Raw genomic sequence first — 23,885 nt, 5'->3', positions numbered from 1 at the left:
ACGCATCACTGACCGCCGACCAAGGTCGGCGGCTACACTCCGCGTAGACGCGGCGTTCAACGTTCTTTCGAGCGGCGTTCGGCGTTCAACGTTCGGCGTTCGTCACCCGTTGACCACCCCCTTGCCCTCGACCACCTTCTGGTAGGCATCGACCTTGGCGGTGGTGATGCGGTCCACCTGCGTACTCGGCGCCGGCCAGGCAATCTCGATCCAGTCGACATGCGTCGCCGTGCCGAGGCCGAGGATCTCGCGCGGATCGTGCGCCGAGAGGTAACTGCCGCCGCCGGTCTTGAAGCGGCGGGTGACCTTGCCGCCGACCGACCAGCTGATTCGCGCGCCGATCGCGTCGCGGTTGCATTTCACGCCCTGAAGCGTGAGCCCGATCCAGTGGTGGTCACGGCCGGCGCGGTTGTGCAGCAGCGTCGGTGCCGAGCCGTTGTTGTTGATCAGGACGTCGAGGCGGCCATCGTTGTCGAAGTCGCCGACGGCGAGACCGCGCGCGGAAAACTGCTCCTTGAACACCGGGCCGCTGCTCGCGCTCACGTCCTTGAGACGCCCACCCTCGTTGCGGAACAGCAGCAGCGGCTCCCTGTAGGTCACCTGCGTCGAGTACTTCTCGATCATGTCGTCCGGGTGGCCATTGGAGAGCAGCAGGTCGAGGTGACCGTCGTTGTCGTAGTCGAAGAACTTCAGCCCCCAGCCACTGAGCAGGCGCGTCGACTGCGCCACGCCATTGGCGTGGGCCACGTCCTGGAACGACTCGTTGCCGCGGTTCTTGTAGAGGGAGAACATCTCCTGGTCGACGTTGGCGACAAACAGGTCTTCCCAGCCATCCTGGTCGAAGTCGGCGGCGTCCACGCCCATGCCCGAACGCGGCTGGCCGTTGGCCGAGAAGCCGACTTCCGACGACAGCCCGATCTCGTCCCACTTGCCGGCGCCGCGGTTCATGAACAGGAAGTTCTGCACCGTGTCGTTGGCGACGAACAGATCGAGCTGCCCGTCCTTGTTGACGTCGGTCGCGACGACGCCGAGGCCCTTGCCGAGGGCGCGCTGGATGTCGGTGCCCCTGGTGACGTCGGTGAAGGTGCCGTCGCCGTTGTTGTGGAACAGGAACGAGGCCGACGGCTTGAAGACGCGCGGGATGCAGTAGTACCGGCGTCCCAGCTTGTTGTCGCCGCAGTAGACGTTGGTCTTGAGCGAGAACTCGACGAAGCTGCAGACAAACAGGTCGAGACGGCCGTCGTTGTCGTAGTCGAACCACACCGCGCTCGTCGTCCATCCCGGCACGCGCAATCCTGCCTTGTCGGTGACGTTGGTGAACGTGCCGTTGCCGTTGTTGCGGTACAGCGTGCAATTGCCGTAGGCGGTGACCAACAGGTCGGGGAAGCCGTCGTTGTCGAAATCGCCGACCGCGACGCCCATGCCGAACGTCCCGCCCGGTACGCCGGCCTTCTCGGTGACGTCGGTGAACGTCCCGTCCCGATTGTTGCGGTACAACGCGTTGCGCAGCGGCGTCTTCGGGGTGAAGAAGTCGGCCGGTCCGCTGTTGACCAGGTAGAGGTCCATCCACCCGTCGCCGTCGTAATCGAGGAACGCGCAGCCCGATCCGCATGTCTCGGGCAGGTACCGGAACTCGGACATGGCGTTGTCGTGCACCCACGTAATGCCGCTACGGCCAGGCGGAACGGCTTCGAAGGTCGCCTCGGGCCCTTGGGCATGGGCGGCCGGCCACGGCGACGCCGCGGCAACGGCGGTGCTTCCGGCGACGCGGAGGAACTCGCGGCGTGACCACCGCGGGAGCCACAGATCAGGCATATCGACGGGTTGTACCACGGCCTGGCCCGGCCGAAGTTGCTTCGATTCGGTACTCGCTGACTCGCCTTGGAGAGCTAATAGGTTTGGGTGAGGACGCGCCGCCTGCTGGTCGAGCGTTGCCACTGGTCAGGCCACCTCTCGCGTGGCCAGACCAGTACGAAATCCCTGACAAAACCAAAATTCCTCGCCTCGACTGAGGCAGGAAGCCGCAGGTACGACGTCGCTCCTCTGGTGCAATTCGGACCTGTTGAGCCAAAAATCCACGCAGTGGCTTGACCACTTTGCGTTAGTCTCGTGGATGAGGCAGAAACGCCACGTTCATTGGCACCACCCACGAGGCCAAAATCCCCTTGACATCTCGTGTTTCCGGTCCCGATACTGCGTGCGTTCGCAAAATTTGAGTGGTGAGACCACGGTGATCCGGCACGACGGGATTCGGTTCCCGCCGTGCGTCACATGTCCGAGGCGACCATGCACGTAGTCCGAATGTACGAGCGGCCTCGACAGCTCTGCGGGCTGCCCCCGTTCACGTCGATCCAGACGTGTACGCCGTACCCGTCCCGACGCCGCTGGCTCGTGCCCGTCCTGGTGGCACTGGCGCTGCTCGTCGCCGTCAACGGCCTGGCCGCGGGGCAATCCCTGTTCGGATCGCTGTCGGGCACCGTGACCGACGCCCAGGGTGGCGTGCTCCCAGGCGCCACGGTCACGCTCACCGATCAGTCGACGCGCACCGCGCAGACCACGGTTACCAACGAGCAGGGCGTATTCGTCTTTGCCGCGGTGGCAGCGTCGACCTACTCCGTCAAGATCGAGTTGCAGAGCTTCAACAGCTGGGAAGCGACCGACATCGCCATTCGCCTTGGCGAGCGCCGGCAGGTCACCGGTATCCAGCTCACTGTCGGCACTCTGTCCGAGACCGTGTCCGTGGTGTCGCGTCCCGAGATCGCGCCGACGGACTCGGGCGAGAAGAGCGCGCGCCTGACCTCCGAGCAGATCCAGAACATCCCGATGGTCGGACGATCGACCGCAGAACTCCTGAAACTCCTGCCCGGCATGACGCCGCGCAGCGGCGGCACCAACAACGCCCCCGCGTTCAGCGGCGAGATCATCGGCATCAACGGCAATGGCGAGGGTGGGCAGCAGAGCGCCGTCGGCAACTTCTCCGGCAATGGTTCACGCGTCGACGCACTCGACATCGTCGTCGACGGCGCGCATGCCTCAGACCCGGGCTGCAACTGCGCGACGTCGGTGAACCCGAACCCGGACATGGTCGGCGAATTCAAGGTGCTGCAGTCCAACTTCGGCGCCGAGCACGCCAAGGGCCCGGTGACCATCGACGTGGTGAGCAAGGGCGGCGGCCGTGACTTCCACGGCATGGGCTATTACTACCTCCGCGACTACCGGCTCAACTCCAACGACTGGTTCCTGAACAGCATCAGCAAGGTCGACGGCGCAGAGAACAAGCCGAAGAACCAGTTCGGCTATCCCGGGTTCAACATCGGCGGCCCGCTGCTGATCCCGGGCACCGACTTCAACAAGAACCGCGACAAGGTCTTCTTCTTCACCGGCTACGAGTACTACCGTCAGCGCCTCGACACGGGCACGCTGCGGTCGTGGGTGCCAACCGAGGCGATGCGCAACGGCGACTTCCGCGACACGGCGTCCTTTGCCAACCTCGGCAACGCGTACTCCGCCGCCGTTCCCAACAACCTCGTGAACGGGGTCATCCCCGCCAACCAGATCGACCCGAATGCGCAGCAGCTGATGGGCCTGTTCCCGCTGCCGAACGTGGATCCGGCGCTCGCGCAGGGCTACAACTATGCCCAGAACGTCGAGCTCGACCAGAACATGCACCAGTGGCTGACGCGCGTCGATGTGAACGTCACCGACAACACGCGCATCTTCGCGCGGTACAACCTGCAGGCCGAAGAACAGAACTTCCCGGTTGGTCTCTGGTGGCGCAACGCCAACCAGGTGCCGTACCCGACCGAGGTGACGGCGCCCAATCGTTCGCACTCATCGACGGTGAGCCTGACGCACATCTTCAGTCCCACCTTCACGTCCGAGTCGACGTTTGCCACGACCTTCATCGATTTCCCGAACCAGTTCCGTGACCCGAGCAAGGTGTCGCGGGCGGCGCTCGGTTACAACGTGCCGGGTATCTACGGCAACAACGGCCTCGATCAGATTCCGTCGATGACCGGGTGGGACAATGGCCCGACGCTGCTCAACCCGGGCGGCTTCGACCCGGTGCTGTTCGCGACCAAGTGGCTGATCTCGGGCGCGCAGAACGTCACGAAAGTCGCAGGCGCGCACACGCTGAAGATTGGTGGCTACTACGAGTGGGTGAACAACAGCCAGCCCGGCAACGGCGACTCGAACGGCCGCCTGATCCCTGCGCCGTGGGCGAACGGCACCACCGGCAACTACTTCTCCGACCTGCTCACGGGCACGCTGGCCGAGTATGGCGAGCAGTCGCCCAACATCGTCCGCGACATGGCGTACCACATCTTCGAGGGGTACGTGCAGGACAGCTGGAAGGTGAGCAGCCGGCTCACCGTCGACCTTGGCTTGCGGCTGTCGCACCTCGGCGCGTGGTACGAGCGCAACGGTGTCGGCATGGCCGTGTGGGATCCGGCCCTGTACAACGCCAGTGCGCCGGCCACCGAATTCCCGGGCATCACGTGGACGGCTCGGGACGGCAGCGTGCCAACCTCAGGTGTCGACATCCAGCCGGTGTTCCTGGCGCCCCGCGTCGGCTTTGCCTACGACCTTTCTGGCAGCGGCGGCACGCTGCTGCGCGGTGGCTACGGCATCTTCAACTTCCACGACGCGCAGGGCCCGTATTCCGGGCTCATCGACCTGCCCTATGGCGTGACGTTCACCAACACGTTCAACGTGCCGCTGTCGCAGGTCTCCAACGTCGATCCGAACGTGAACCCGACGATAGGCGGCACCATCCAGCGTGACGATGAGGATCAGCCGCGTACACAGAGCTGGAGCCTGACGGTCCAGCAGCGGCTGCCATGGCGCTTCAACCTCGAGACGGCCTACGTGGGCAGCAAGAGCGACCGCCTGCTGAACTCCGGGTTGGAGAACATCAACTACGTGCCGTACGGCGCAATGCTGAACGATCCGACCGGAGACCCGAATCAGTATCGGCCGCTGCCGCAGTACGGCGGGCTCAACGTCGTGCGACACAACCAGTATCAGAACTACAACAGCCTGCAGGCGCTGTTGAGCCGGCAGACGTCGAAGTTCAGCATGACGGCATCGTACACGTTCTCGAAGGCGCTGGGCATTCGCGGCGGCGGCCAGGGGGCGGTAGTGATTCCGCCTGGCGACCCACGCGATTTTGCGTACGGCATACTCGGCTACGACCGCACCCACGTCTTCAATATCGGGTACAGCTGGCTGCTGCCCGACGTCGAGAACAGCGCGTTGATGAACGCGATCCTGGGCGGCTGGCAGTTGACGGGGGTGTCGACCTACATCAGCGGCGCGCCGCTGCAGCCGCTGGCTTCGCCCGGCGGTGCCAACTTCGGCCTGGCCGGGACCGACGCCAGCGGAAACACCATCAGCTCCCAGTCCTACAGCGGCAGCCCCGACATGGCGGTGATGCCGCTGCTCACCTGCGATCCGACGACTGGGTTGTCAGGTGATCAGATCCTCAATCCCGCATGCTTCACGCTGCCGGCACCGGGACAATTGGGCACGTACATCTTCCCGTCCAACGTCCGCGGGCCGGGCTACATCAACAACGACTTCGCGGTGTTCAAGAACTTCAACCTCGGTGGGGTGAAGCGCTTCCAGTTCCGCGCCTCCTTCACCAACGTCTTCAATCACCCGCAGCGGGCGCTGTTCGACGCCAACAACCTGAAGCTGCAGTACACGAACGGCGTCCTGGACAACCCCAACTTCGGCATCCTGCCGCAGAACAACAAGTACGGCCGCCGCATCATCCAGTTCGCGTTCAAGTACTACTTCTGAGGAAAGGACGGAGGAGAGAGGACGGAGGACCGAGGGGAGGAACGAGGACCGAGGACGAAGGATCGCCGTCGTCCCTTCGTCCTTCCTCGGGCCGGCCTCGGCGCCTCGGTTTGCCGATCTACGTCGATCCTCTTGTCCTCGTTCTTCCCTCCATCCTCGTTCCTCCGTCCTCCGTCCTTGCGGGGTCGTTCTACACTGGAAGTCGTGAGATCGCCGGTGCTGGTCCTCGCGTTGTGTGCGAGCCTGGCCGCCTCGTCCCTGGCAGCGCAGGCCCCGCAGGCTGGTGCGACGCCGCCCGCGTTTGCGCGCGCCTACGCCCTGCAGACGGCCGGCGAGTTCGCGCAGGCCGCCGAGGCCTACACCGCCTTCCTGCAGCAGTACCCGGACAACGTCGAGGCACGCTCGAACCTCGGTGTGGTGCTGGCGCGCCTGGGCCGGACCGACGAGGCCGTCGCCGCCTACCGGGCGGCCCTCGAGCGCTCGCCGTCGCAGCAGGCGATCCGCCTGAACCTCGGCCTGGCGTTGTACAAGGCTGCCCGCTTCGACGAGGCGGCGGAGACGTTCGCCGCCGTGGTCGCCGCGCAGCCGATGAACCTGCAGGCCCGCTATCTCCAGGCCGACTGCCTGCTCCGGCTGGGCAAGCCGGAGGCAGTCGTCGCAATCCTCGAACCTGTCGCCGCTTCGCGCGACGCCGACCGCGTCGTCGCCTACCTGCTCGGCATGGCGTATCTGCGCACGAATCAGCCGCAACGAGGGCAGGTGCTGATCGACCGCATCCTGAGCAAGGGCGACTCCGCCGAAGCGCGGGTGCTCATGGGCATGGCCAAGCGCTCGGTCCAGGATCTCGCTGGCGGGCTCGAGGATCTGAAACGAGCCGTCGAGCTCAATCCCGATCTCCCGGGCGTGCACACCCTGTACGGGCAGGCCTTGCTCGAGACCGGCAATCGCGATCTCGCCGTCCGTGAGCTCGAGGCCGAGTTCGCACGTAATCCGACCGACTTCGAGGCCAACCTCCTCCTCGGCATGCTGGCCAAGGAAGACTTCGCGTTCGACAAGGCTCGTGGACACTTGCAGCGGGCCCTCGTCATGCGCCCCGGTCACCTCTCGGTCCGCTTCCAGTTGGCCGCGATCCATGTGTCGCTCGGCGAGACCGAGGCCGCCAGGACGATGCTGGAGGCGATCGCTGCAGAGGCACCGTCCTTCATCGAGGCGCGTGTGTCGCTGGCCACGGTGTACTACCGCCTGAAACTACGCGACCTCGGCGACAAGGAGCGAGCCGTGGTGGACGAACTCAACCGTCAGGCGCAGGCACGCCAGCCAGGTGCTGCGCCATCACTTGCACAGCCCGTCCCGCCGGCGACGCCACCACGGTGATGGCCCCCGATTCTTCGCGTCGCTCGTCTGCGTGGTCGCGGCTGCCGTTGTCACTGGCGAGCGCAGGCATCGCAATCACGGCGCTCTTCACGTGGGCCACAGGAGTGAATGTGACCGCCGCGCAGGCGCCCGCATCACCGCCACCTCCACAACCGGCCACGACCAGGAGCGAGGCGCAGGAGCCCGCGCCGACCTTCCGAGCCGCGACGTCGGCCGTGGTGCTCGACGTTGTCGTCCGCGACAAGAAGGGTCGGACGATCACCGACCTGCGCCAGAACGAGGTGCAGGTGCTCGAAGATGGAAAGCCGGTCGAACTCCAGGCGTTCGGCCTGGTATCGGGCACCTCGCCCCTGGTGACGGCCAGGGAAGCGGCAACGGGCCAGCCCGATCCGCTCCGCCGCGTGACCTTGATCACGCTGGTCTTCGAAACGCTGACGCAGAACGGACGCGATCTCGCGAGGCGCGCCGCGCTGCAGTTCGCGGCACGCGAGTTGCCGGCCGGGCAGTGGGTCTCGATCTACAGGCTCGATCAGCGTTTGTGGCACGCACAGGCGTTCACGCGCTCGCCTGCTGAGATCCGCGCCGGCATCCTCGCCGCAACACACGCGGGCGGCCGCGAGACTGTCATGGACACGGTCGCGACGGGTCGATCCACGACCGGGCCGCCACCGGTCGCAGCCGCCGAGGTCGGCGGACGGGCGCCCGGTGCCGGTGTGGGCGGCGCGGCCGATCAGGTGGCCATCGGCGCCAACGCTGCCGACGCCGCGGTCAATGCGGTCCTCGAGCGCGTCGCGCTGATGGTGGAGAAGGCAGACATCGATCAGCGTGGACAGTCGACGCTGTTTCCCCTCATGGCCCTCGTCAAGGCGCAGGGCTCGCTGGAGGGCCGGAAGGCGCTGGTGCTCTTCTCCGAAGGCTTCGTGGTGCCGCCCAATCTCGAGGAGGTCTTCCGTGCGACCGTCAGCGAGGCCAATCGCGCCAACGTCAGCGTCTACGCGGTCGACGCGCGCGGTCTCGACTCGGCCCGCTCGCTCGAGGGCGCCCGCACGGCCCTCGACAGCTCGGCGCGCAACAGCCAGCGCCAGATGATGACCCGCGGCAACGAGCCGGTGACGGTCGAGGACGTGATGAACGCCGAGACCGCCGAGGGCGCGCTGCACAAGGACCTGCAGGGCACACTGCAGATGCTGGCCGAGGAGACGGGCGGCATCCTCGTGGCCAACTCGAACAACCTCGCCGAGCGGCTCGACCGCGTCTCGGCTGACCTCGACGCCTATTACCAGCTCGCCTACACGCCCGCGACCACGACATACGACGGCAGGTTCAGGAAGATCGAAGTGAGGGTCGCCCGCCGCGGCGTCGACGTACAGTCGCGCAGCGGGTACTTCGCGCTGCCTCCCACAGACGGTGCGCCGTTGCTGCCATACGAGCTGCCGATGCTCGCGGCCGCATCGGCCACGCCGCTGCCGACGCCGTTCCGGGTCGGCGCGACAACGTTCCGGTTCGGCGTGACGCCGCGCGGGGTGCAGCACACCGTGCTCGTCGAGGTCCCGCTCGATCAGCTCACGTTCGAGGAGGACCGCCGCGAGAAGAAATACGCGCTGCGGTTCACGGTGATGGCGCTCGTGCGCAACGAGAAGGACGAGATCATCGAGCGCCTCAGCGACTCTTTTCCGCTCGAAGGCCCACTCGAACGCGTGGAGGCGCTCAAGCGCGGGCGGCTGGTGTTCAAGAGGCAGGTCTGGCTCGCACCCGGCCGTTATTCGGTGCTGGCCGTGGCGCGCGATCAGACGACGGAGCGCTCCAGCGTGCACTCCATGACGGTCGTCGTGCCGGACGCGACCGCGAGCGTGCCGCTCGTGAGTTCGCTCGCCGTGATCAGGCGCGTGGAGCCGGCCAGCGAACAGCCAGATGCCGTCGAGGATCCATTCCGCACCGACCAACTGCGCATCGTTCCCAGCCTCGACACGCCGATCTCGCGCGCGACCAACCCGCAGGTGTCGGCCTACGTCGTCGTCTACCCGGATCGGGGCCGCGTCCCCTCGCTGACGTTCGAGTTCCAGCGCGGCGGCGCGGTGATCGGCCGCTCGGCGGCGGAATTGCCGGCTCCCGATCGCGACGGCCGGATCAAGTACGTGGCTTCGTTCCCGACGAAGATCTTCGAGCCGGGGACGTACGTGCTGCGCGCGGTGGCGACGCTCGACGGCCGAACCAACTCGTCGGACGTCTCTTTCACGATAGTGCCCTGACATGCGCGTCCGACTGCTGGCGTGGTTCGTCGCCCTCTGCCTCGTTCCCGCTGTCGCCTTCGGTCAGCCGGGAGGCACGCAGCCGCGCTTTCGAACCGAGACCGCCCTGGTCACCGTCGACGCCGTCGTCGTGGACGACCGCGGGCAGCCGGTCACGGGTCTGACCACTGCCGATTTCGAGGTCCTGGACGAGGGCGTGGCGCAACGCGTCGAGTTCTTCCAGGAAACAGGGGCTCCGGGAAGCGGCGTCTCGACGCCAGCACGCAAGCCGGGCCGGTATTCCTACGCGACCAACGTCGGTGCGCAGGCCACGGCGACGCGCACGTTCGTGCTCGTGTTCGACGACCTGCACCTGACGCGCGAACAGGGTGAGCAGGCGCGCCTGGCGCTCTCGCAGTTCATCCGCGTGCAGTTGGTCGACGGCGACCTGGTCTCGCTCGTGGTGCCCGGGATCGCACTCCGCTGGCACGCACGGCTACCCGGTGGGCGCGACGAACTCCTGCGCATCGCCGAGGGCCTGCAGGGCCGTTTCCAGCCGGAGCCGACGTTCGAACGCATCACCGATTACGAGGCGTATCGCATCCACGTCTTCCAGGACGAGGCCGTGGCCAACAGCGTCGATCGTCGCTGGCGCAACTATCGACAGCTCGGACGCGAGTCGACCAATCTCGCCAGCGATCGAGGGTTCCAGCCGCAGGAGCGAGGCGGCAACGCCGGCGTCATCCAGCAGGATCTGGCGATTCGGGCGGCCGACGTCTACAGCCGGCTGATGGCACGTAACCGGGTCACGCTCGGGTCCATGAAGGCGATGGTCGAGGGCCTCGAGGCGGTCCGTGGGCGCAAGTCGGTCCTGTTGTTCTCGGCCGGCCTCATCGAGGACCAGGAGCAGATCGATGCCCGTCACGTCCTCGACGCGGCGCGACGCGCCAACGTTGCGGTGTATTTCATCGACGTCCGGGGCATCGGTAGCGGGTCGGCGTTTGCGACGGCGCAATTCGGGTCGCCCCTGGACACGCGCGACGTCGGCTTTGCGAATGCGCAGATCGAGCTGGAGGTCCAGGGATCGGAGAACCTGGCAATCGACACCGGTGGATTCTCGGTGCGCAACGCCAACGACCTCAACGCCGCACTGGGGCGCATTTCTCGCGAACTGTCGTCCTACTACCTGCTCGGCTTCCAGCCCTCGAGACCGGGCGCTGACGGGGCGTACCGCAAGCTGCAGGTGCGGGTGCGCCGGCTCGGAGTGACGGTCCGTGCCCGCAAGGGCTACTACGTCACCGGCGATCGCGTCGCTCGTGCGGCCGACGTACTCGGCCACGACGCACTGCAACCGGTGACCGACTCGCCCTACGATCTCGATACCATCCCCTTGCGCGTCGCCAGCTATGTCTTCGGCAGTCCCACTGCAGGCAAGGCCGTGGTCTCACTGGCGATCGAAGCGGACCTGCGCGCGTTCGGGTTCATCACGACGCCGTTGGCGCTGACCGACGTTCTCGAGTTGCGTATCGCAGCCACGCACCTCGAGTCATCGACTGCGGAGCGTTACGACGGCCAGGTCGAGATGACCTTCCCGCTCGGTACCCGCCTCGGCGAGGACGCCTGGTACGGGCTGGCGCGCGAGTTCACGCTGGCGCCGGGCCGCTACCAGGCGCGGATCGCGGTGCGCGATCGCAACAACGGCCGCATTGGCGCGCTGACCCACGTGTTCGACGTCCCAGCGCTCGACGGGCTTCGTGTGACGACCCCTATCATCACTGACACGATCGAGACGCCAACCGGTCTGTTGCCGGCATCTCCCAAGCCGGTGCTCGTCGCGCGGCGCGAGTTCCCCGCCGGCGCGACGGTCTATTACCAGTTCAGTGTGCTCGGCATCCCGCGCGGTGCGCGCATCCTCGCCGGTCACCAGGTGCGTGATGCTGCGGGCACGATCATCAAGCAGCTCGAGCCGCGGGCGATCACGCCCGCACCCGACGGCGCTCTCAGCCGCTTCGGCGGGCTGTCGATGAAGGGACTCCCGGCTGGCGAATACGAGCTGACGCTCACCGTTGTCGACGAGGCTGCGTCGCGGACGATCCAGCTGCGTGAGCCGTTTGCGATCCTGCCGCCAGCACACGCGCAGTGACGCCGATACACAGTCATTTGTCATTTGTCATTAGTCATTGGTCATTGGTCTTACGGCTTACGGCTTACGGCATACGAAATACGGCACTCGGTATGAGGCTCGAGAGGAGGAGGCATCACCGCCGTGGCCGGCTCGTTCGCCGGGTAGCTGCCGCGGCGTGCGTCGTCCTGTTGGTGCTTGCGCGCACCGGAGCCGCTCCACATGCCTCACCCCAGGCAGCGGCGAAGCCGAAGCAGGTCCCAGCGCCGCGCTCGACGTTTGCCCAGCTGTCTGCCGCCGCCGCCGCGGCGCGCGAGGCGGGACGCCTCGAGGATGCCGTCGGCCTTTATCGAAAAGCGCTCGGCTTGCGGCCCTCGTGGGACGAGGGGCACTGGTATCTCGGGACGGTGCTCTACGAGTTGCAGCGACACGCCGAGGCTCGTGCGGCCTTCGCGCAACTGCTGCGAACGCAGCCGACCCACGCGGGTGCGATGGCGCTCACGGGTTTGTGCGCGTTCGCGCAGGGCGAGCACGACGCGGCGTTGCGAGCCCTGCTGCAGGCGCGTCAGCTCAATATCCAGCAGACGCCGGAACTCGCCGATGTCGTGCGCTACCACGCCGGCATCCTCCTGACGCGTTTCGGTGAATTCGAGGCTGGCACGCAGATCCTCGTCGAACTTCCGGCCGATGGCATGGAGAGTCCACGCGTCGTCGAGGCGTTCGGGCTGAATCTCCTGAGAATGCCGATGTTGCCTGCGGAGATCCCTGGTGAGGCAAGAAGTCTCGTCCAGCTCGCGGGTCAGGCGGGCGTCGCCATGGCAACGCGCCAGGCGGCGCAGGCGGCGGCGCTGCTGGAACGTCTGGTCGCCGAGTTCCCGACAACGCCGAACGTGCACTACGCGTGGGGCACGTTTCTCCTGACGACGGATCCGCAACGCGCGATGGCGCAGTGGCGCCGTGAGCTCGAGATTTCGCCAGGGCACGTCGCGGCGCGGCTGCAATTGGCGGCCGAACTGCTCAAGCAGGGCGATGCTGCCTCGGCGCGACCCCATGCGGAGGGGGCCGTGCAGGTCGCGCCGCAGGAATTCGCGCCGCGCCTCGCACTGGGCCAGGTGCTGCTCGGCCTCGGCGACGTTGCCGGGGCCGTCGGCGAACTGGAGACTGGCGTCACGCTCGCACCTGCGAGTGCGCAGGCCCATTACCTGCTAGCGATTGCTTACGCACGCGCGGGACGTCCGAAGGATGCGGAGCGGGAGCGCGCCGCGTTCACGAAGCTGAGCGGTTCAGCACAGGCATCGGGTTCGCGATGAAGAGACTCCGGATCACCGCTGCACTCGTCGCCGCGCTGGCAGCGGTGCCGGCGTGGGGCCAAGCGCCGCCCGTTAGCGCCACACACGAGGGCACGCCGCCCGCGGGCAAGGCGGGCGGGACCAGCGTCGCGGCGAAGGCCCCGGCGCCAGCACGCGCGGCGAGTGCGACACTGTCGAAGGCGAACAAGGCCCGCGAAGGTGGCGATCTCGAAGGTGCCATCGGTCTGTACCGGCAGGTCGTGAAGGTGTCTCCCCGGCAGATCGATGCGTGGTGGTACCTCGGCACCTCGCTCTACGACCTCGAGCGCTGGGGCGACGCCCGCGCTGCCTTCGATCACGTCGTGCGACTCGACAAGAACAACGGCGCCGCGCTTGCGTTCCGCGGCCTCTGCACCTTCAGGCAGGGGCAGTATGTCGAGGCGCTCGACGACCTCCAGAGGGCCAGGGCGCTCGGCGTCAGCGGCAACCCCGAGGTCGGCTCGGTGGCGCGGTTTCACGCGGGCCTCGCGATGACGCGGCTCAGCCGGTTCGAACCCGCGCTGAACACCATCGGCGAGTTCGCGCTCGAGGGCAACGACTCGCCGCAGATCATCGAGGCGCTCGGCGTGGCGACGCTGCGCATGCCACTGCTGCCGTCCGAGTTACCGCCGGAAAAGCGCGAGATGGTGATGATGGCTGGACGCGGCAGCTACTTCATGGCGATGCGTCTCGCGCCGGCGGCCCGGACCGCCTTCGAGGAACTCGCGTTGCGCTATCCCGACGTGCCCAACGTGCACTACGCGTTCGGCATCTTCCTGATGAGCGAGGATGCCGATCGGGCGCTGAAGGAGTTCGAGCGGGAACTCTCGGTGCAGCCCGCGCATGCCCCGTCGCACATCCAGATGGCCTTCGAGTACATCAGGCGAGCCGACTACGCATCCGCGCGCCGGCACGCGAAGGACGCGGTCACCCTGGCACCGACCGACTTCATTGCGCACCGCCTCATCGGGCAGATCGAGTTGGAGACGGGCGATACGCAAGCCGCGATCGCGTCGCTCGAGCAAAGCCGGCGTCTGGAGCCGAACAGTCCCACGGTGTACTTCACGCTGGCCAAAGCGTATGCCCGGGCAGGTCGCGACGCCGACGCCGAGAAGGCTCGCGCGGAATTCACGCGCCTCGATCGCCTGTCGCGGCTACAGCGCAACGGCGTGACGGCCGTCGGCGGGATGACGCCGTAGCGACCCGGTACAGGCGCGCCGGTTGGAGTATTCTCGGCTCATCGCCGAATCCGGTGAGGCCCTGCCATGACTCAAGGAGTGCCCGTGCAATCGTCCTCGTCCTCGCTGTCGCGTCGTTCGCTGCTTTACCTGGCTGGTGTCGCGGTCACCCTGCCGCTGGTGCCTGTTGCGGGTGCCGGCGCCGCCCCTGCGCAGGCCGCCGCAACGCCCAGGCCGCTGCCGCTCAAGATCGGCGTCGCCTCCTACTCGTTGCGCAAATTCCCGCGTGACAAGGCCATTGCTGCCCTCAAGCAACTCCGCGTCAAGTACGTAACGATCAAGGACGTGCACCTGGCGCGCACGGATACGCCGGAGCAGATCCGCGCCGCTCGGAAGGAGTTCGAGGACGCCGGCATCACGATCATGGGCGGAGGCACGCTGACGTGGAAGACCCCCGACGAGGCGGGGATGCGCAAGGACTTCGAATACGCGAAAGCGGCGGGGATGCCGCTCGTGGTCTGCTCACCAGCGCCCGACACCCTCGACCTGCTCGAGAAGATGGTCAAGGAGTTCGACATCAAGGCCGCCATCCACAACCACGGCACCGAAGATCCGTGGTGGCCGGCGCCCTCGGACGTCCTGAAGAAGATCGACAAGCGTGACCCGCGTGTCGGCGTGTGCATGGACATCGGCCACGCCACCCGTGCTGGCGCAGACGTGGTCAAGACGATCGCCCTCGCCGGGCCGCGCCTGCTCGACCTGCACATCAAGGATCTTGCCGACGGCACCAGCCGCGACAGCCAGGTCGAGGTCGGTCGCGGCATCCTGCCCGTCGTCGCGGTGTTCAAGGAACTGGTACGGACGAAGTTCCAGGGCCACGTGTCACTCGAGTACGAGATCAATGCCGACGATCCCGTCCCTGGCATGCTCGAGTCGCTTTCGTACATGCGAGGCATCGCCGCCACGCTGGCCTGAGCTCAGGGTCGTCGCGGGACAATTTCAGACTTTCGGAATTTCACGAATTTCCATGCCGGAGGCGGGCGCTTGGAAGGTTGGCAGTGGTGATGAAATTCTGAACTTCTGAACTTCTGCAATTCTCACCGCTTGCCGCGGTTCTTCCAGACGTCGACGATTCCATCCATCGGCGGCCCGAACGCAAAATCCCCGACGATGATGTCGGGGCGCCCGTCGCTGTCGGCGTCGCCGACGGCGAGTGTTGCGTGTGCAGGCGTGCCCATCTTGATCGTGTGCCTGGCCCAGGTCCACGGCGCGGTCTGTTCGATCCAGACCACCGCGGGCAGCGTCGTCTCGGCCGGTCCACCACCGCCGGGCACCATCGCGGCGGCGGCGATGTCGAGGTCGCCATCGCTGTCCAAGTCGGCGGCCATGGCCCGATGCGCACCCGGCATGGCGGCGATGGACCTCGCGACGTACGGATAGGTGCCCGTGTTCTCGAGCAGTGTGATGCCGTGATACGGCTTGAGGATGAAGTCATCGAAGGTGTCGCCGTGCGTGTACAGCACGTCGAGGTCGCCGTCCTTGTCGACGTCGACCAACTCGATGCCCGACGAGCCCCAGTTCGGGTGTGGCGCCGCGAAGATCGTCTCGGTCCGGAACGTGCCCTTGCCGGTGTTGATCAGCGCCGCGACCGTCTCGTGCTCCTGGGCGAACAGGACCACGATGTCGGGCTTGCCGTCGCCGTTCAGATCGGCGATCGGCACATGAATGGCGCCATGGCGTGGATCGAGTTCGGCGGCGAGCAACTGCGGCGCCTTCCAGTCCCTCGTGCGGTTCTCGAACAGGATCAGGCTGCCGGTGCGCCGCCAGCCGAACACCGCGGCCACCAGGTCCAGGTCGCCGTCGCCATCGAAATCAGCGGCGCGTACGTCCGCCACGCGACCGAGCTTGTCCGCGAGGACGAACGACTTGTAGGAGCCGTCCTTGTTCCGCCGTAACCACACGATGGCGCCGTTGGTGTGATCGGCGGGCTGGAACGAGCCGAGGTCACCGATCAGCAGGTCCTGCAGGCCGTCCTTGTCGAGGTCGATCTGCTCGATGTGCGAGGGATGAGGCACGTCGTCGGCGATGATCTTCAGGGTCCCGCCCCTGGTGGGCGTGCCCGCCAGGATCAGCCCCGCCCGCATGTCCGAGGCCACGACCTCCGGCTGGCCATCGCCATCCAGGTCGAGGAGCCGTACGTTCGCGACGGCCGGATGTGATGGCCCGGGTCGGCCCGCGAGCTGCAGCGGTTGCCGGTCGAACGTCACGGGTGCGCTGCCCGTGCCCGGCCAGGGCGCGTGCGCCGGGAGCAGATCCGGCGCGGCGCCCTCGTAGAATCGCTGGATGCGCAGCATGTCCGGGGGCAGGGCGATCATCGCGCTACCGCCACCCATCCTGCCGGCCGGCTCGGGGACGCCGTCCGCGATCAACTGCATCCGCACTAGTTCGTCACGCCACGCCGCTCGCGGCAGGATGTCGGGGGGCGGGAACTTGTGGCACACGGTGCCACAGCGCTGCCGGGCCTCGGCCTCGGTCGCGGCCGGAAGGTTCTGCGTGGCGGCGCTCGCGACAACGCGGCCGATGCCGTGCCCGCGGTGGCTCGGATAGACTGCCGGGGCACCCGCCAGCAATGCGAGGGCGAGCAGCCATCGAAGCGCCGCCGCCCGTCTTGTTCGCTGCCGCAGGTGCATGACCGCAGTCTAGCCTCTCCCATGTCAGACGCCGTGCTCCCCGACACCGCCGCACGCCGCAGTCCCGTGCGGTGGCTCGTGCTCGGGGTACTGATGGCAGCCCTGATCGTCATCGCCGCGTCCATCTACGCACGAGTGGAGGTGCGACGGCTTCGCGACGAGCAGGTCGCCCTGACCGAGCGCCATCGCCTCGACACGCTGCAGCTGATCCGGATCGACAACAACGTCGCCACCATCGAGGACACGCTCCGCGACATGACCGATCGCCGGGAGCCGTATCCGCTGTCGGCGTGGCAGCAGGCCTTCGTACGTCTCCGCGTCGACCTGGATCAGGCGCTCACGAGGGAACGGGCGCTGGCGCCGGTCGCGCGCCCGGCGACGCAGACGCGCCAACTCGACGAGGCGTCACGCCGACTCTGGGCGGCGGTCGACCGGGGCTTCGCCGCGGCGAGGGCCGGACACGACGAGGAGGCGCGTGCCATCTTCACGACCGACGCGACATCGCGTCAGGCCGAGCTCACGCATCAAGTGTCGCAGCTGCTGATCGCCAACACGCGCGCAGACGATGAGGGCACTGCCCGCGCCCGCGCCGTGTATGACGCCGTCGATCGGCAGATTCTCTGGCTCAACGTCGGCCTGGTGGCCGCACTCCTGGTCGCCGGCGGCACCGTGGTGCTCGCCGTCCGGCGCAGCATCATCGCATTGCAGCAGGTGTCGGCCGAACGGCGCGCGCTGTCATGGCGGATGATCCGCCTGCAGGAAGACGTCCAGGCCGGACTGGCGCGTGAGCTCCACGACGAATTCGGGCAGGTGTTGACGGCGCTCGGCTTCGGCCTCGCGCGTACCCGCCGCCACGTGGAAGGGACGACCCCGGCCGCGACGGTGGCCGGCGAGCTCGCCGAACTGCAGGACCTCGCCAAGCAGGTTCTCGAGGGCATCCGGCAACGGTCGCGCGCGCTGCACCCGGTGGTGCTCGACGACTTCGGCCTCGAGCACGCGTTGCGATCGCACGTGGAATTGGTGGGGCGGCAGTCTGGCCTGCCGATCGAGGCCACGACGAGCGGCGAGCTCGCAGGCCTGCCGACCGAGACCGCGACCCATCTGTATCGCATCCTGCAGGAGTCGCTCACCAACGTGGTTCGCCACGCAGGCGCGTCCGAGGTGGCGGTCAGTGCGACCCGCGACGCCACCCGCGTGACGCTCATCGTCGATGACGATGGGCGGGGGGTGGAGGGAGGAGCGGCGTCGCCCGGGCTCGGGTTGACGAGCATCCGCGAACGGGCGGCGCTGATGGGCGGCACGTTTGCCATGGGCCCGAGCCCCCTGGGCGGGACGCGAGTCACGGTGTCGGTCCCCGTGCCACCGGGGTAGTACGTACAATTGCAGAATTTCAGGATTTCAGAATTTCAATACCATTCCCATGCTTCGAACCGCTGACCCTGCTGGTGAAATTGTCCAATTCTGCAATTCTGAAATTCCGGGAGGCTGCCATTGATCCGTGTGATTCTGGTCGATGACCACGCCCTGGTGCGCCAGGGGTTCCGGCGGATCATCGAAGAGGAGCCGGGCCTGTCCGTGGTCGGAGAAGCCGGCACGGCGCAGGACGGCGTCGCGCTGGCGCGCAAGGAGCGGCCCGACGTTGTGCTGATGGATATGTCGATGCCGGACGCGAACGGCATCCACGCGGCGCGTGAGATCCTGCGCGAGCGGCCGGAAACCAGGATCCTGGTGCTGAGCATGTATTCGGATGCGCAGTACGTGCGGAGCGCGCTGGATGCCGGCGTCTCCGGCTACATCCTGAAAAGCGCCCTCGAGACCGATCTCACCCGGGCCGTGCGCGCGGTGGCCGGTGGCCAGCAGTACTTGAGCCCCGAACTGTCGCATGTGCTGATTCGCGCGCTCAGGGAGAAACAGGACACGCCCGCGGCGCCTGACGTCTTCGATCAACTGACCCAGCGTGAAAAGCAGGTGCTGCAGCTCATTGCCCACGGCAAGTCCAACAAGGAGATCGCGGCGCTGCTCAATCTCTCGGTCAACACCGTGGCGGTACATCGCGCCAACCTGATGAGCACGCTGGGCGTGCACAAGGCGGCCGAACTGGTGCTGTTCGCGGTTCGCAAGGGACTCGTCCTGCCGGAGTAGAACCCAGTAATGCCGCGATGCCGCGATGCCGCGCTGCCGGAATGCCGAAGTTGTCGCGGCACCGCCGTGTCGCCGTCGGACGTAGCCGTCGGACTTCCGCCTCCGCCCGGGCTACGGCGGACAGGTTGTCCGACGGTCAGTGATGCGGTTCCGCGGGACAAAGACCCGCGGCTACACGTTGCCGCCGCATTGGTCCTCGTCGCGGTCGGCACGGGCCTGCAAGCACAGGGTCCCACCGTACGCGTGACCCTCACCGACATCACGCGTGAGGCGGGGATCACAGCCCGGCACGACAACGGGGCCGCGGGCGGGAAGCTGCTGCCCGAGACGATGGGTGCGGGCGCCGCCTTTCTCGACTACGACAACGACGGCCATCAGGATCTGCTGTTCGTCAACGGGCTGTTCCCCGGCGGCGGCGGCGGCCGATTCGCCTCGCTCTATCGCAACGACGGCACGGGCAAGTTCACCGACGTCAGTGCGCGGGTCGGTTTGCAGGCGAACGCCGAACGTCGAACGCCGAACGCCGAAGGCAGCCTGACCAAGTCCCACGGCCGAAAGCCGATGGCCGATGGCCGAATGGCGAAGGCCGACACGGCCGCGTCGACGACGCTCCGCTACGGCATGGGGGTCGCAGCCGCCGACATGGACAACGACGGGTGGACCGACGTGGTCCTCACCTCCGTTGGCGGCATCACGCTCCTGCGCAACGAACGTGGCGCGCGCTTGGTCGACGTCACCGCTCGCGCCGGATTGGCCGACCGTCGCGGCTTCAGCACCTGCGCGGTCTGGGTCGACGTCGATCGTGACGGGCTCGTCGATCTGCTGGTGTGCAATTACGTGCAGTGGTCGCCTCAGACCGATCTCTACTGCAGCGCCGGAGGAAACCAGAAGACGTACTGCACGCCGCAGGCGTATCGCGGCAGCACCTCGTGGCTGTTCCGCAATCTGGGCGGCGGCCGCTTCGAGGACGTCACGGCCAAGGCCGGATTATTCGACGTGACCGGCAAGGCGCTCGGCGCCACGGTCCTCGACCACGATGGCGATGGCTGGCCCGACCTGTTCGTCGCCAACGACACGGTGCCGAACCGCCTGTATCGGAACAATCACGACGGCACGTTCACCGAACTCGGGCTGCAAAGCGGTGTGGCATTCAGTGCCGATGGCCGGGCGCGGGCCGGCATGGGTGTCGATGCCGCTGACGTCGACAACTCCGGCCGCGCGTCGGTCGCGGTCACCAACTTCTCCGGCGAGATGCTCGGCTTGTTCGTGCCACAGGATGCGGGCGTCTACGTCGATACCGCGCCGCAGAGTGCCATCGGCCGCGCGACGCGCCAGACGCTCGGCTGGGGCTGCTTCTTCTTCGACGTCGATCTCGACGGTTGGCAGGACCTGCTGGTGGTGAACGGGCAACTCGATCCGTCGCTGGCGCGCTCGCCCGGCGACGCGTCCCCACCCCACCTGTTCCTCAACCGGCAGGGCCGGTTCGAGGACGTGGCCCGGTCCGCCGGTGGCGCCTTCGCCGCCGCCCGGATCGGGCGCGGCGCGGCGTTTGCGGACGTCGATGGCGACGGCGATCCGGACGTCGTGCTGACCGCTAATGGCGGACTTGCCCAACTCTTCCGTAACGATTCCACGCGGGGCGGAATGGTCGGGCTCCGACTTCACGGGACGGCCGCCAACCGCGATGCGATCGGCACTCGTGTGACAGCCGTGGCCAACGGCGCCAGGGTCAGCCGGACGGTGAGGACGGGCGCCAGTTATCTCTCCCAGTCCGAACTCGTACTGACGTTCGGGCTCGGCTCGGCAGCGGCGCTCGAGGACGTAGTCGTCGAATGGCCGGGGCGGCCTGCCGAGAAGCTCGGCCGCCTGCCTGCAGGGGCACTCTATGAGGTCACCGAAGGGCGTGGCGCGGTCAGCAGGACCCCCTACAGGCGGTGATACCATGGTGGATTGGGTCCCCTTGGTAGGGGCTCGACCATCTGCCCCATGACCTCCGACGAGCGCATCTCGGTGCGCGGCGCGCGTGTCCACAACCTGAAGAACATCGACGTCGATCTCCCGCGGGATCGCCTCGTCGTGATCACCGGCCTTTCGGGGTCAGGCAAGTCCTCGCTCGCCTTCGACACGATCTACGCGGAAGGGCAGCGGCGCTACGTCGAGTCGATGTCGGCGTATGCGCGCCAGTTCCTCGAGCAGATGGAAAAGCCCGACGTCGACCTGATCGACGGGCTGTCGCCGGCGATCTCCATCGAGCAGAAGACGACGGCGTCCAACCCGCGCTCCACGGTCGGCACGGTCACCGAAATCTACGATTACCTGCGCCTGCTGTTTGCCAACCTCGGGCAGCCGCACTGTCCGCGGTGCGGCCAGCCGATCGCCAGCCAGTCGGTCGACCGCATCCTGGACCTGGCGCGGCAGTTTCCCGGTGACGAGCGCATCAACGTGCTTGCGCCTGTCGTGCGGGGCCGAAAGGGCGAGTTCAAGAAGGAGCTCGCGGCGTGGCGTCAGCGCGGCTTCACGCGCGTGCGGGTCGACGGCGAACTCCGTTCCCTCGACGACGACATCGCCCTCGACAAGCGCAAGAACCACACGCTGGACGTGGTCGTCGATCGGCTGATCGTGAAGCCCGGCATGGAGCGGCGGCTCGGCGAGTCGATCGAAACCGCACTGGCGCTCGCAAGCGACCTGGTCATCATCAACACGTGGGACGGCGGCGACCGCCTGTACTCACGTCGGCTGGCGTGTGCCGATTGCGGTATCAGCGTGCCGGAACTGACGCCGCGCGCCTTCTCGTTCAACTCGCCGCACGGCGCGTGCGGGCAGTGCCAGGGCCTCGGAGCCGTGTACGACTTCGACGTCGCGCGGGTGATTCCCGATGCCGGCATCTCGCTGGCGGAAGGCGCCGTGGAGCCGTGGGCGAAGGGCGACGTGAAGCTGCTCGGCGATGCACTGGCGCGGCTGCACGAGGTGCATGGCATCGACCCGGCGATCCCGGTGCGCAAGCTCACGAAGCGGCAGCGGGAGGTGCTCCTGTTCGGGTCGCCCACCGCGCAGGCGGCGAGCGGCAAGCGCAGGAAGGCCCCAGTCGATCCGTTCGGCGCCGACTTCGAAGGCCTGCTGCCCAACCTGCGGCGGCGCTACGAGAAGGGCACGTGGAGTGAACGCGAAGCGCTGGAGCCATATCGCGCTCTCGCGACCTGCCCTTCCTGCGACGGCGCGCGGCTGAAGGCCGAGAGTCGGGCCGTGCGGGTCAAGGGCCACACGATCGTCGAGCTGACCGCCCTGGCCGTCAGCGAGTCGTCGAAGGTGTTCGACGGTCTCGAACTCGCACCGCGCGAGGAACTCGTGGCTGGCCGCATCCTGAAGGAGATCCGCGAACGCCTCCATTTCCTGAACGACGTTGGCGTGGGCTATCTCACGCTGGCGCGGTCCGCGGTGACGCTGTCGGGTGGGGAAGGCCAGCGAATCCGACTCGCGACACAGATCGGGTCGAGCCTCAGTGGCGTGCTCTACGTGCTCGACGAGCCATCGATCGGCCTGCATCAGCGCGACAATCGCCGGCTCCTGCAGACGCTCGAGCGGTTGCGCGATCTCGGCAACACGGTGCTCGTCGTCGAGCACGACGAGGAGACGATCCGCACCGCGGACTATGTCGTCGACCTCGGTCCGGGCGCGGGCGAGCATGGCGGCGAACTGCTGTTCCAGGGCACGCCGGCCGAACTGCTCGAGTCGGCGCCGGGGAGCGTGACGGGTGAGTACCTGCGCGGCGAGAAGACGATCGTGCAGGCGCGCGCCCGGCGGACACCGGGGAAGGCATCGCTGCGCATCACCGGCGCCCGCGAGAACAACCTGCAGGACCTCGATGTCAGTTTCCCGCTCGGGGTGTTCATCGCGATCACCGGCGTGAGTGGATCGGGCAAGAGCACGCTCGTCAACGACATCCTCTACAAGCGGCTGGCCAAGGAGTTGTACCGGGCGACCGATCAGCCGGGCGACCACGATCGGATCGACGGGCTGCAGCACATCGACAAGGTGATCCAGATCGATCAGTCGCCGATCGGCCGGACGCCGCGCAGCAACCCGGCCACCTACATCGGGCTGTTCACGTTCATCCGCGATCTGTTCGCGATGCTGCCCGAATCGAGGCAGCGCGGGTACAAGCCGGGCCGCTTCTCCTTCAACGTCAAGGGCGGCCGCTGCGAGGCGTGCCAGGGCGATGGCGTGATGGCGATCGAGATGCACTTCCTGCCCGACGTGTACGTCACGTGCGAGCAGTGCAAGGGCCGTCGCTACAACCGCGAGACGCTCGAGGTGCGGTACCGCGGCAAGTCGATCGCCGACCTGCTCGAGTTGACGGTCGATCAGGCCTACCCGCTGCTCGAGAGCTTTCCGTCGATCGCCAACAAGCTGCGCACGCTGCAGCTGGTCGGTCTCGGCTATCTCGAGCTGGGGCAATCCGCCACGACGCTGAGCGGCGGCGAGGCACAGCGGGTCAAACTCGCCAAGGAACTGTCGCGGCGCGGGACCGGTCGCACGCTCTACATCCTGGACGAGCCGACAACCGGCCTGCACTTCGAGGATGTCGCCAAACTTTTGGATGTCCTGCACCAATTGGTCGAACAGGGCAACACGATCGTAGTCATCGAGCACAACCTTGATGTCGTGCGGTCTGCCGACCACGTGATCGACCTCGGACCAGAAGGTGGCAGCGGTGGTGGCCGAGTCGTGGCCCAAGGCACTCCGGAACAGGTAGCACGCGTGAAGGGGTCCTACACGGGCGCCTTCCTCGCGGAATCATTGGCGGGGCCTACAGGTCGCGGGCGGAGGAGCCGAGACGTCAGTGTGGTTGCATAGCCACAGTCTCGCAACGATGAGCGTGTCACGAGCGCAACAGTGACCTCTCTTCGGAATCCGGCCTCGACCGGAAGTTTGGCTGCAAGCACGGCCTTTGCAAGGACTTGTATGGATTGCGACGAATTGCGGCAAAGCGGTATCAGTCTTGCTTCTGGGTGGCCGGC

General features: G+C 67.0%; 13 protein-coding genes. 11 read left to right on the top strand and 2 right to left on the bottom strand.

Annotated features, from left to right (window positions below):
* Positions 1-102 precede the first annotated feature (102 nt).
* Positions 103-1,938 (bottom strand): CRTAC1 family protein, encoded by a 1,836-nt coding sequence (locus LuPra_RS27460; protein ID WP_237050725.1) that lies wholly within the window; start codon positions 1,936-1,938, stop codon positions 103-105.
* Between the two features lie 348 nt (positions 1,939-2,286).
* Between LuPra_RS27460 and LuPra_RS27455 the strand changes: the two genes are divergently transcribed.
* The 7 genes from LuPra_RS27455 (at position 2,287) to LuPra_RS27425 (ending at position 15,010) form a co-directional block, all read left to right on the top strand.
* Positions 2,287-5,805: a carboxypeptidase-like regulatory domain-containing protein gene (locus LuPra_RS27455; RefSeq protein ID WP_162472843.1), complete on the top strand. Its 3,519-nt coding sequence runs from the start codon at positions 2,287-2,289 to the stop codon at positions 5,803-5,805.
* Positions 5,806-6,009: 204 nt separating this feature from the next.
* On the top strand, positions 6,010-7,179 hold the full coding sequence (locus LuPra_RS27450; RefSeq protein WP_157899755.1) for a tetratricopeptide repeat protein: 1,170 nt from the start codon (positions 6,010-6,012) through the stop codon (positions 7,177-7,179).
* A complete protein-coding gene (locus LuPra_RS27445; protein ID WP_110173716.1) occupies positions 7,179-9,428 on the top strand; it encodes a VWA domain-containing protein in 2,250 nt (749 codons plus the stop codon). Before LuPra_RS27450 ends, LuPra_RS27445 begins: the two co-directional genes overlap by 1 nt.
* A 1-nt stretch (position 9,429) precedes the next feature.
* A complete protein-coding gene (locus tag LuPra_RS27440; RefSeq protein ID WP_110173715.1) occupies positions 9,430-11,550 on the top strand; it encodes a VWA domain-containing protein in 2,121 nt (706 codons plus the stop codon).
* A 173-nt stretch (positions 11,551-11,723) separates the two neighbouring features.
* Positions 11,724-12,839, top strand: coding sequence for a tetratricopeptide repeat protein (locus LuPra_RS27435; protein WP_162472842.1), 1,116 nt, complete (start codon positions 11,724-11,726; stop codon positions 12,837-12,839).
* On the top strand, positions 12,836-14,056 hold the full coding sequence (locus LuPra_RS27430; protein ID WP_110173713.1) for a tetratricopeptide repeat protein: 1,221 nt from the start codon (positions 12,836-12,838) through the stop codon (positions 14,054-14,056). Before LuPra_RS27435 ends, LuPra_RS27430 begins: the two co-directional genes overlap by 4 nt.
* Positions 14,057-14,140: 84 nt before the next feature.
* Positions 14,141-15,010, top strand: coding sequence for a sugar phosphate isomerase/epimerase family protein (locus LuPra_RS27425; RefSeq protein WP_157899754.1), 870 nt, complete (start codon positions 14,141-14,143; stop codon positions 15,008-15,010).
* 122 nt (positions 15,011-15,132) lie between these two features.
* On the opposite strand, the gene LuPra_RS27420 is transcribed toward LuPra_RS27425, so the two are convergent.
* Positions 15,133-16,725, bottom strand: coding sequence for an FG-GAP repeat domain-containing protein (locus tag LuPra_RS27420; protein ID WP_110173711.1), 1,593 nt, complete (start codon positions 16,723-16,725; stop codon positions 15,133-15,135).
* A gap of 21 nt (positions 16,726-16,746) precedes the next feature.
* Between LuPra_RS27420 and LuPra_RS27415 the strand changes: the two genes are divergently transcribed.
* The 4 genes from LuPra_RS27415 (at position 16,747) to uvrA (ending at position 23,721) form a co-directional block, all read left to right on the top strand.
* Entirely contained in the window at positions 16,747-18,096 is a 1,350-nt protein-coding gene (locus LuPra_RS27415) for a sensor histidine kinase (RefSeq protein ID WP_110173710.1), read from the top strand.
* A gap of 129 nt (positions 18,097-18,225) precedes the next feature.
* The gene (locus LuPra_RS27410; protein ID WP_234800973.1) at positions 18,226-18,867 is read left to right on the top strand and encodes a response regulator; all 642 of its coding nucleotides are present in this window, start codon (positions 18,226-18,228) and stop codon (positions 18,865-18,867) included.
* A gap of 243 nt (positions 18,868-19,110) precedes the next feature.
* The gene (locus LuPra_RS27405) at positions 19,111-20,805 is read left to right on the top strand and encodes a CRTAC1 family protein (protein WP_162472841.1); all 1,695 of its coding nucleotides are present in this window, start codon (positions 19,111-19,113) and stop codon (positions 20,803-20,805) included.
* A gap of 48 nt (positions 20,806-20,853) precedes the next feature.
* A complete protein-coding gene (uvrA, locus tag LuPra_RS27400; RefSeq protein ID WP_110173707.1) occupies positions 20,854-23,721 on the top strand; it encodes an excinuclease ABC subunit UvrA in 2,868 nt (955 codons plus the stop codon).
* The last annotated feature ends 164 nt before the right edge of the window (positions 23,722-23,885 follow it).

It is taken from the genome of Luteitalea pratensis (genome assembly GCF_001618865.1).
Lineage (GTDB): Bacteria > Acidobacteriota > Vicinamibacteria > Vicinamibacterales > Vicinamibacteraceae > Luteitalea > Luteitalea pratensis.
Note: the sequence above shows the minus strand (reverse complement) of the source record. Positions and strands in the feature narration are given on the sequence as shown.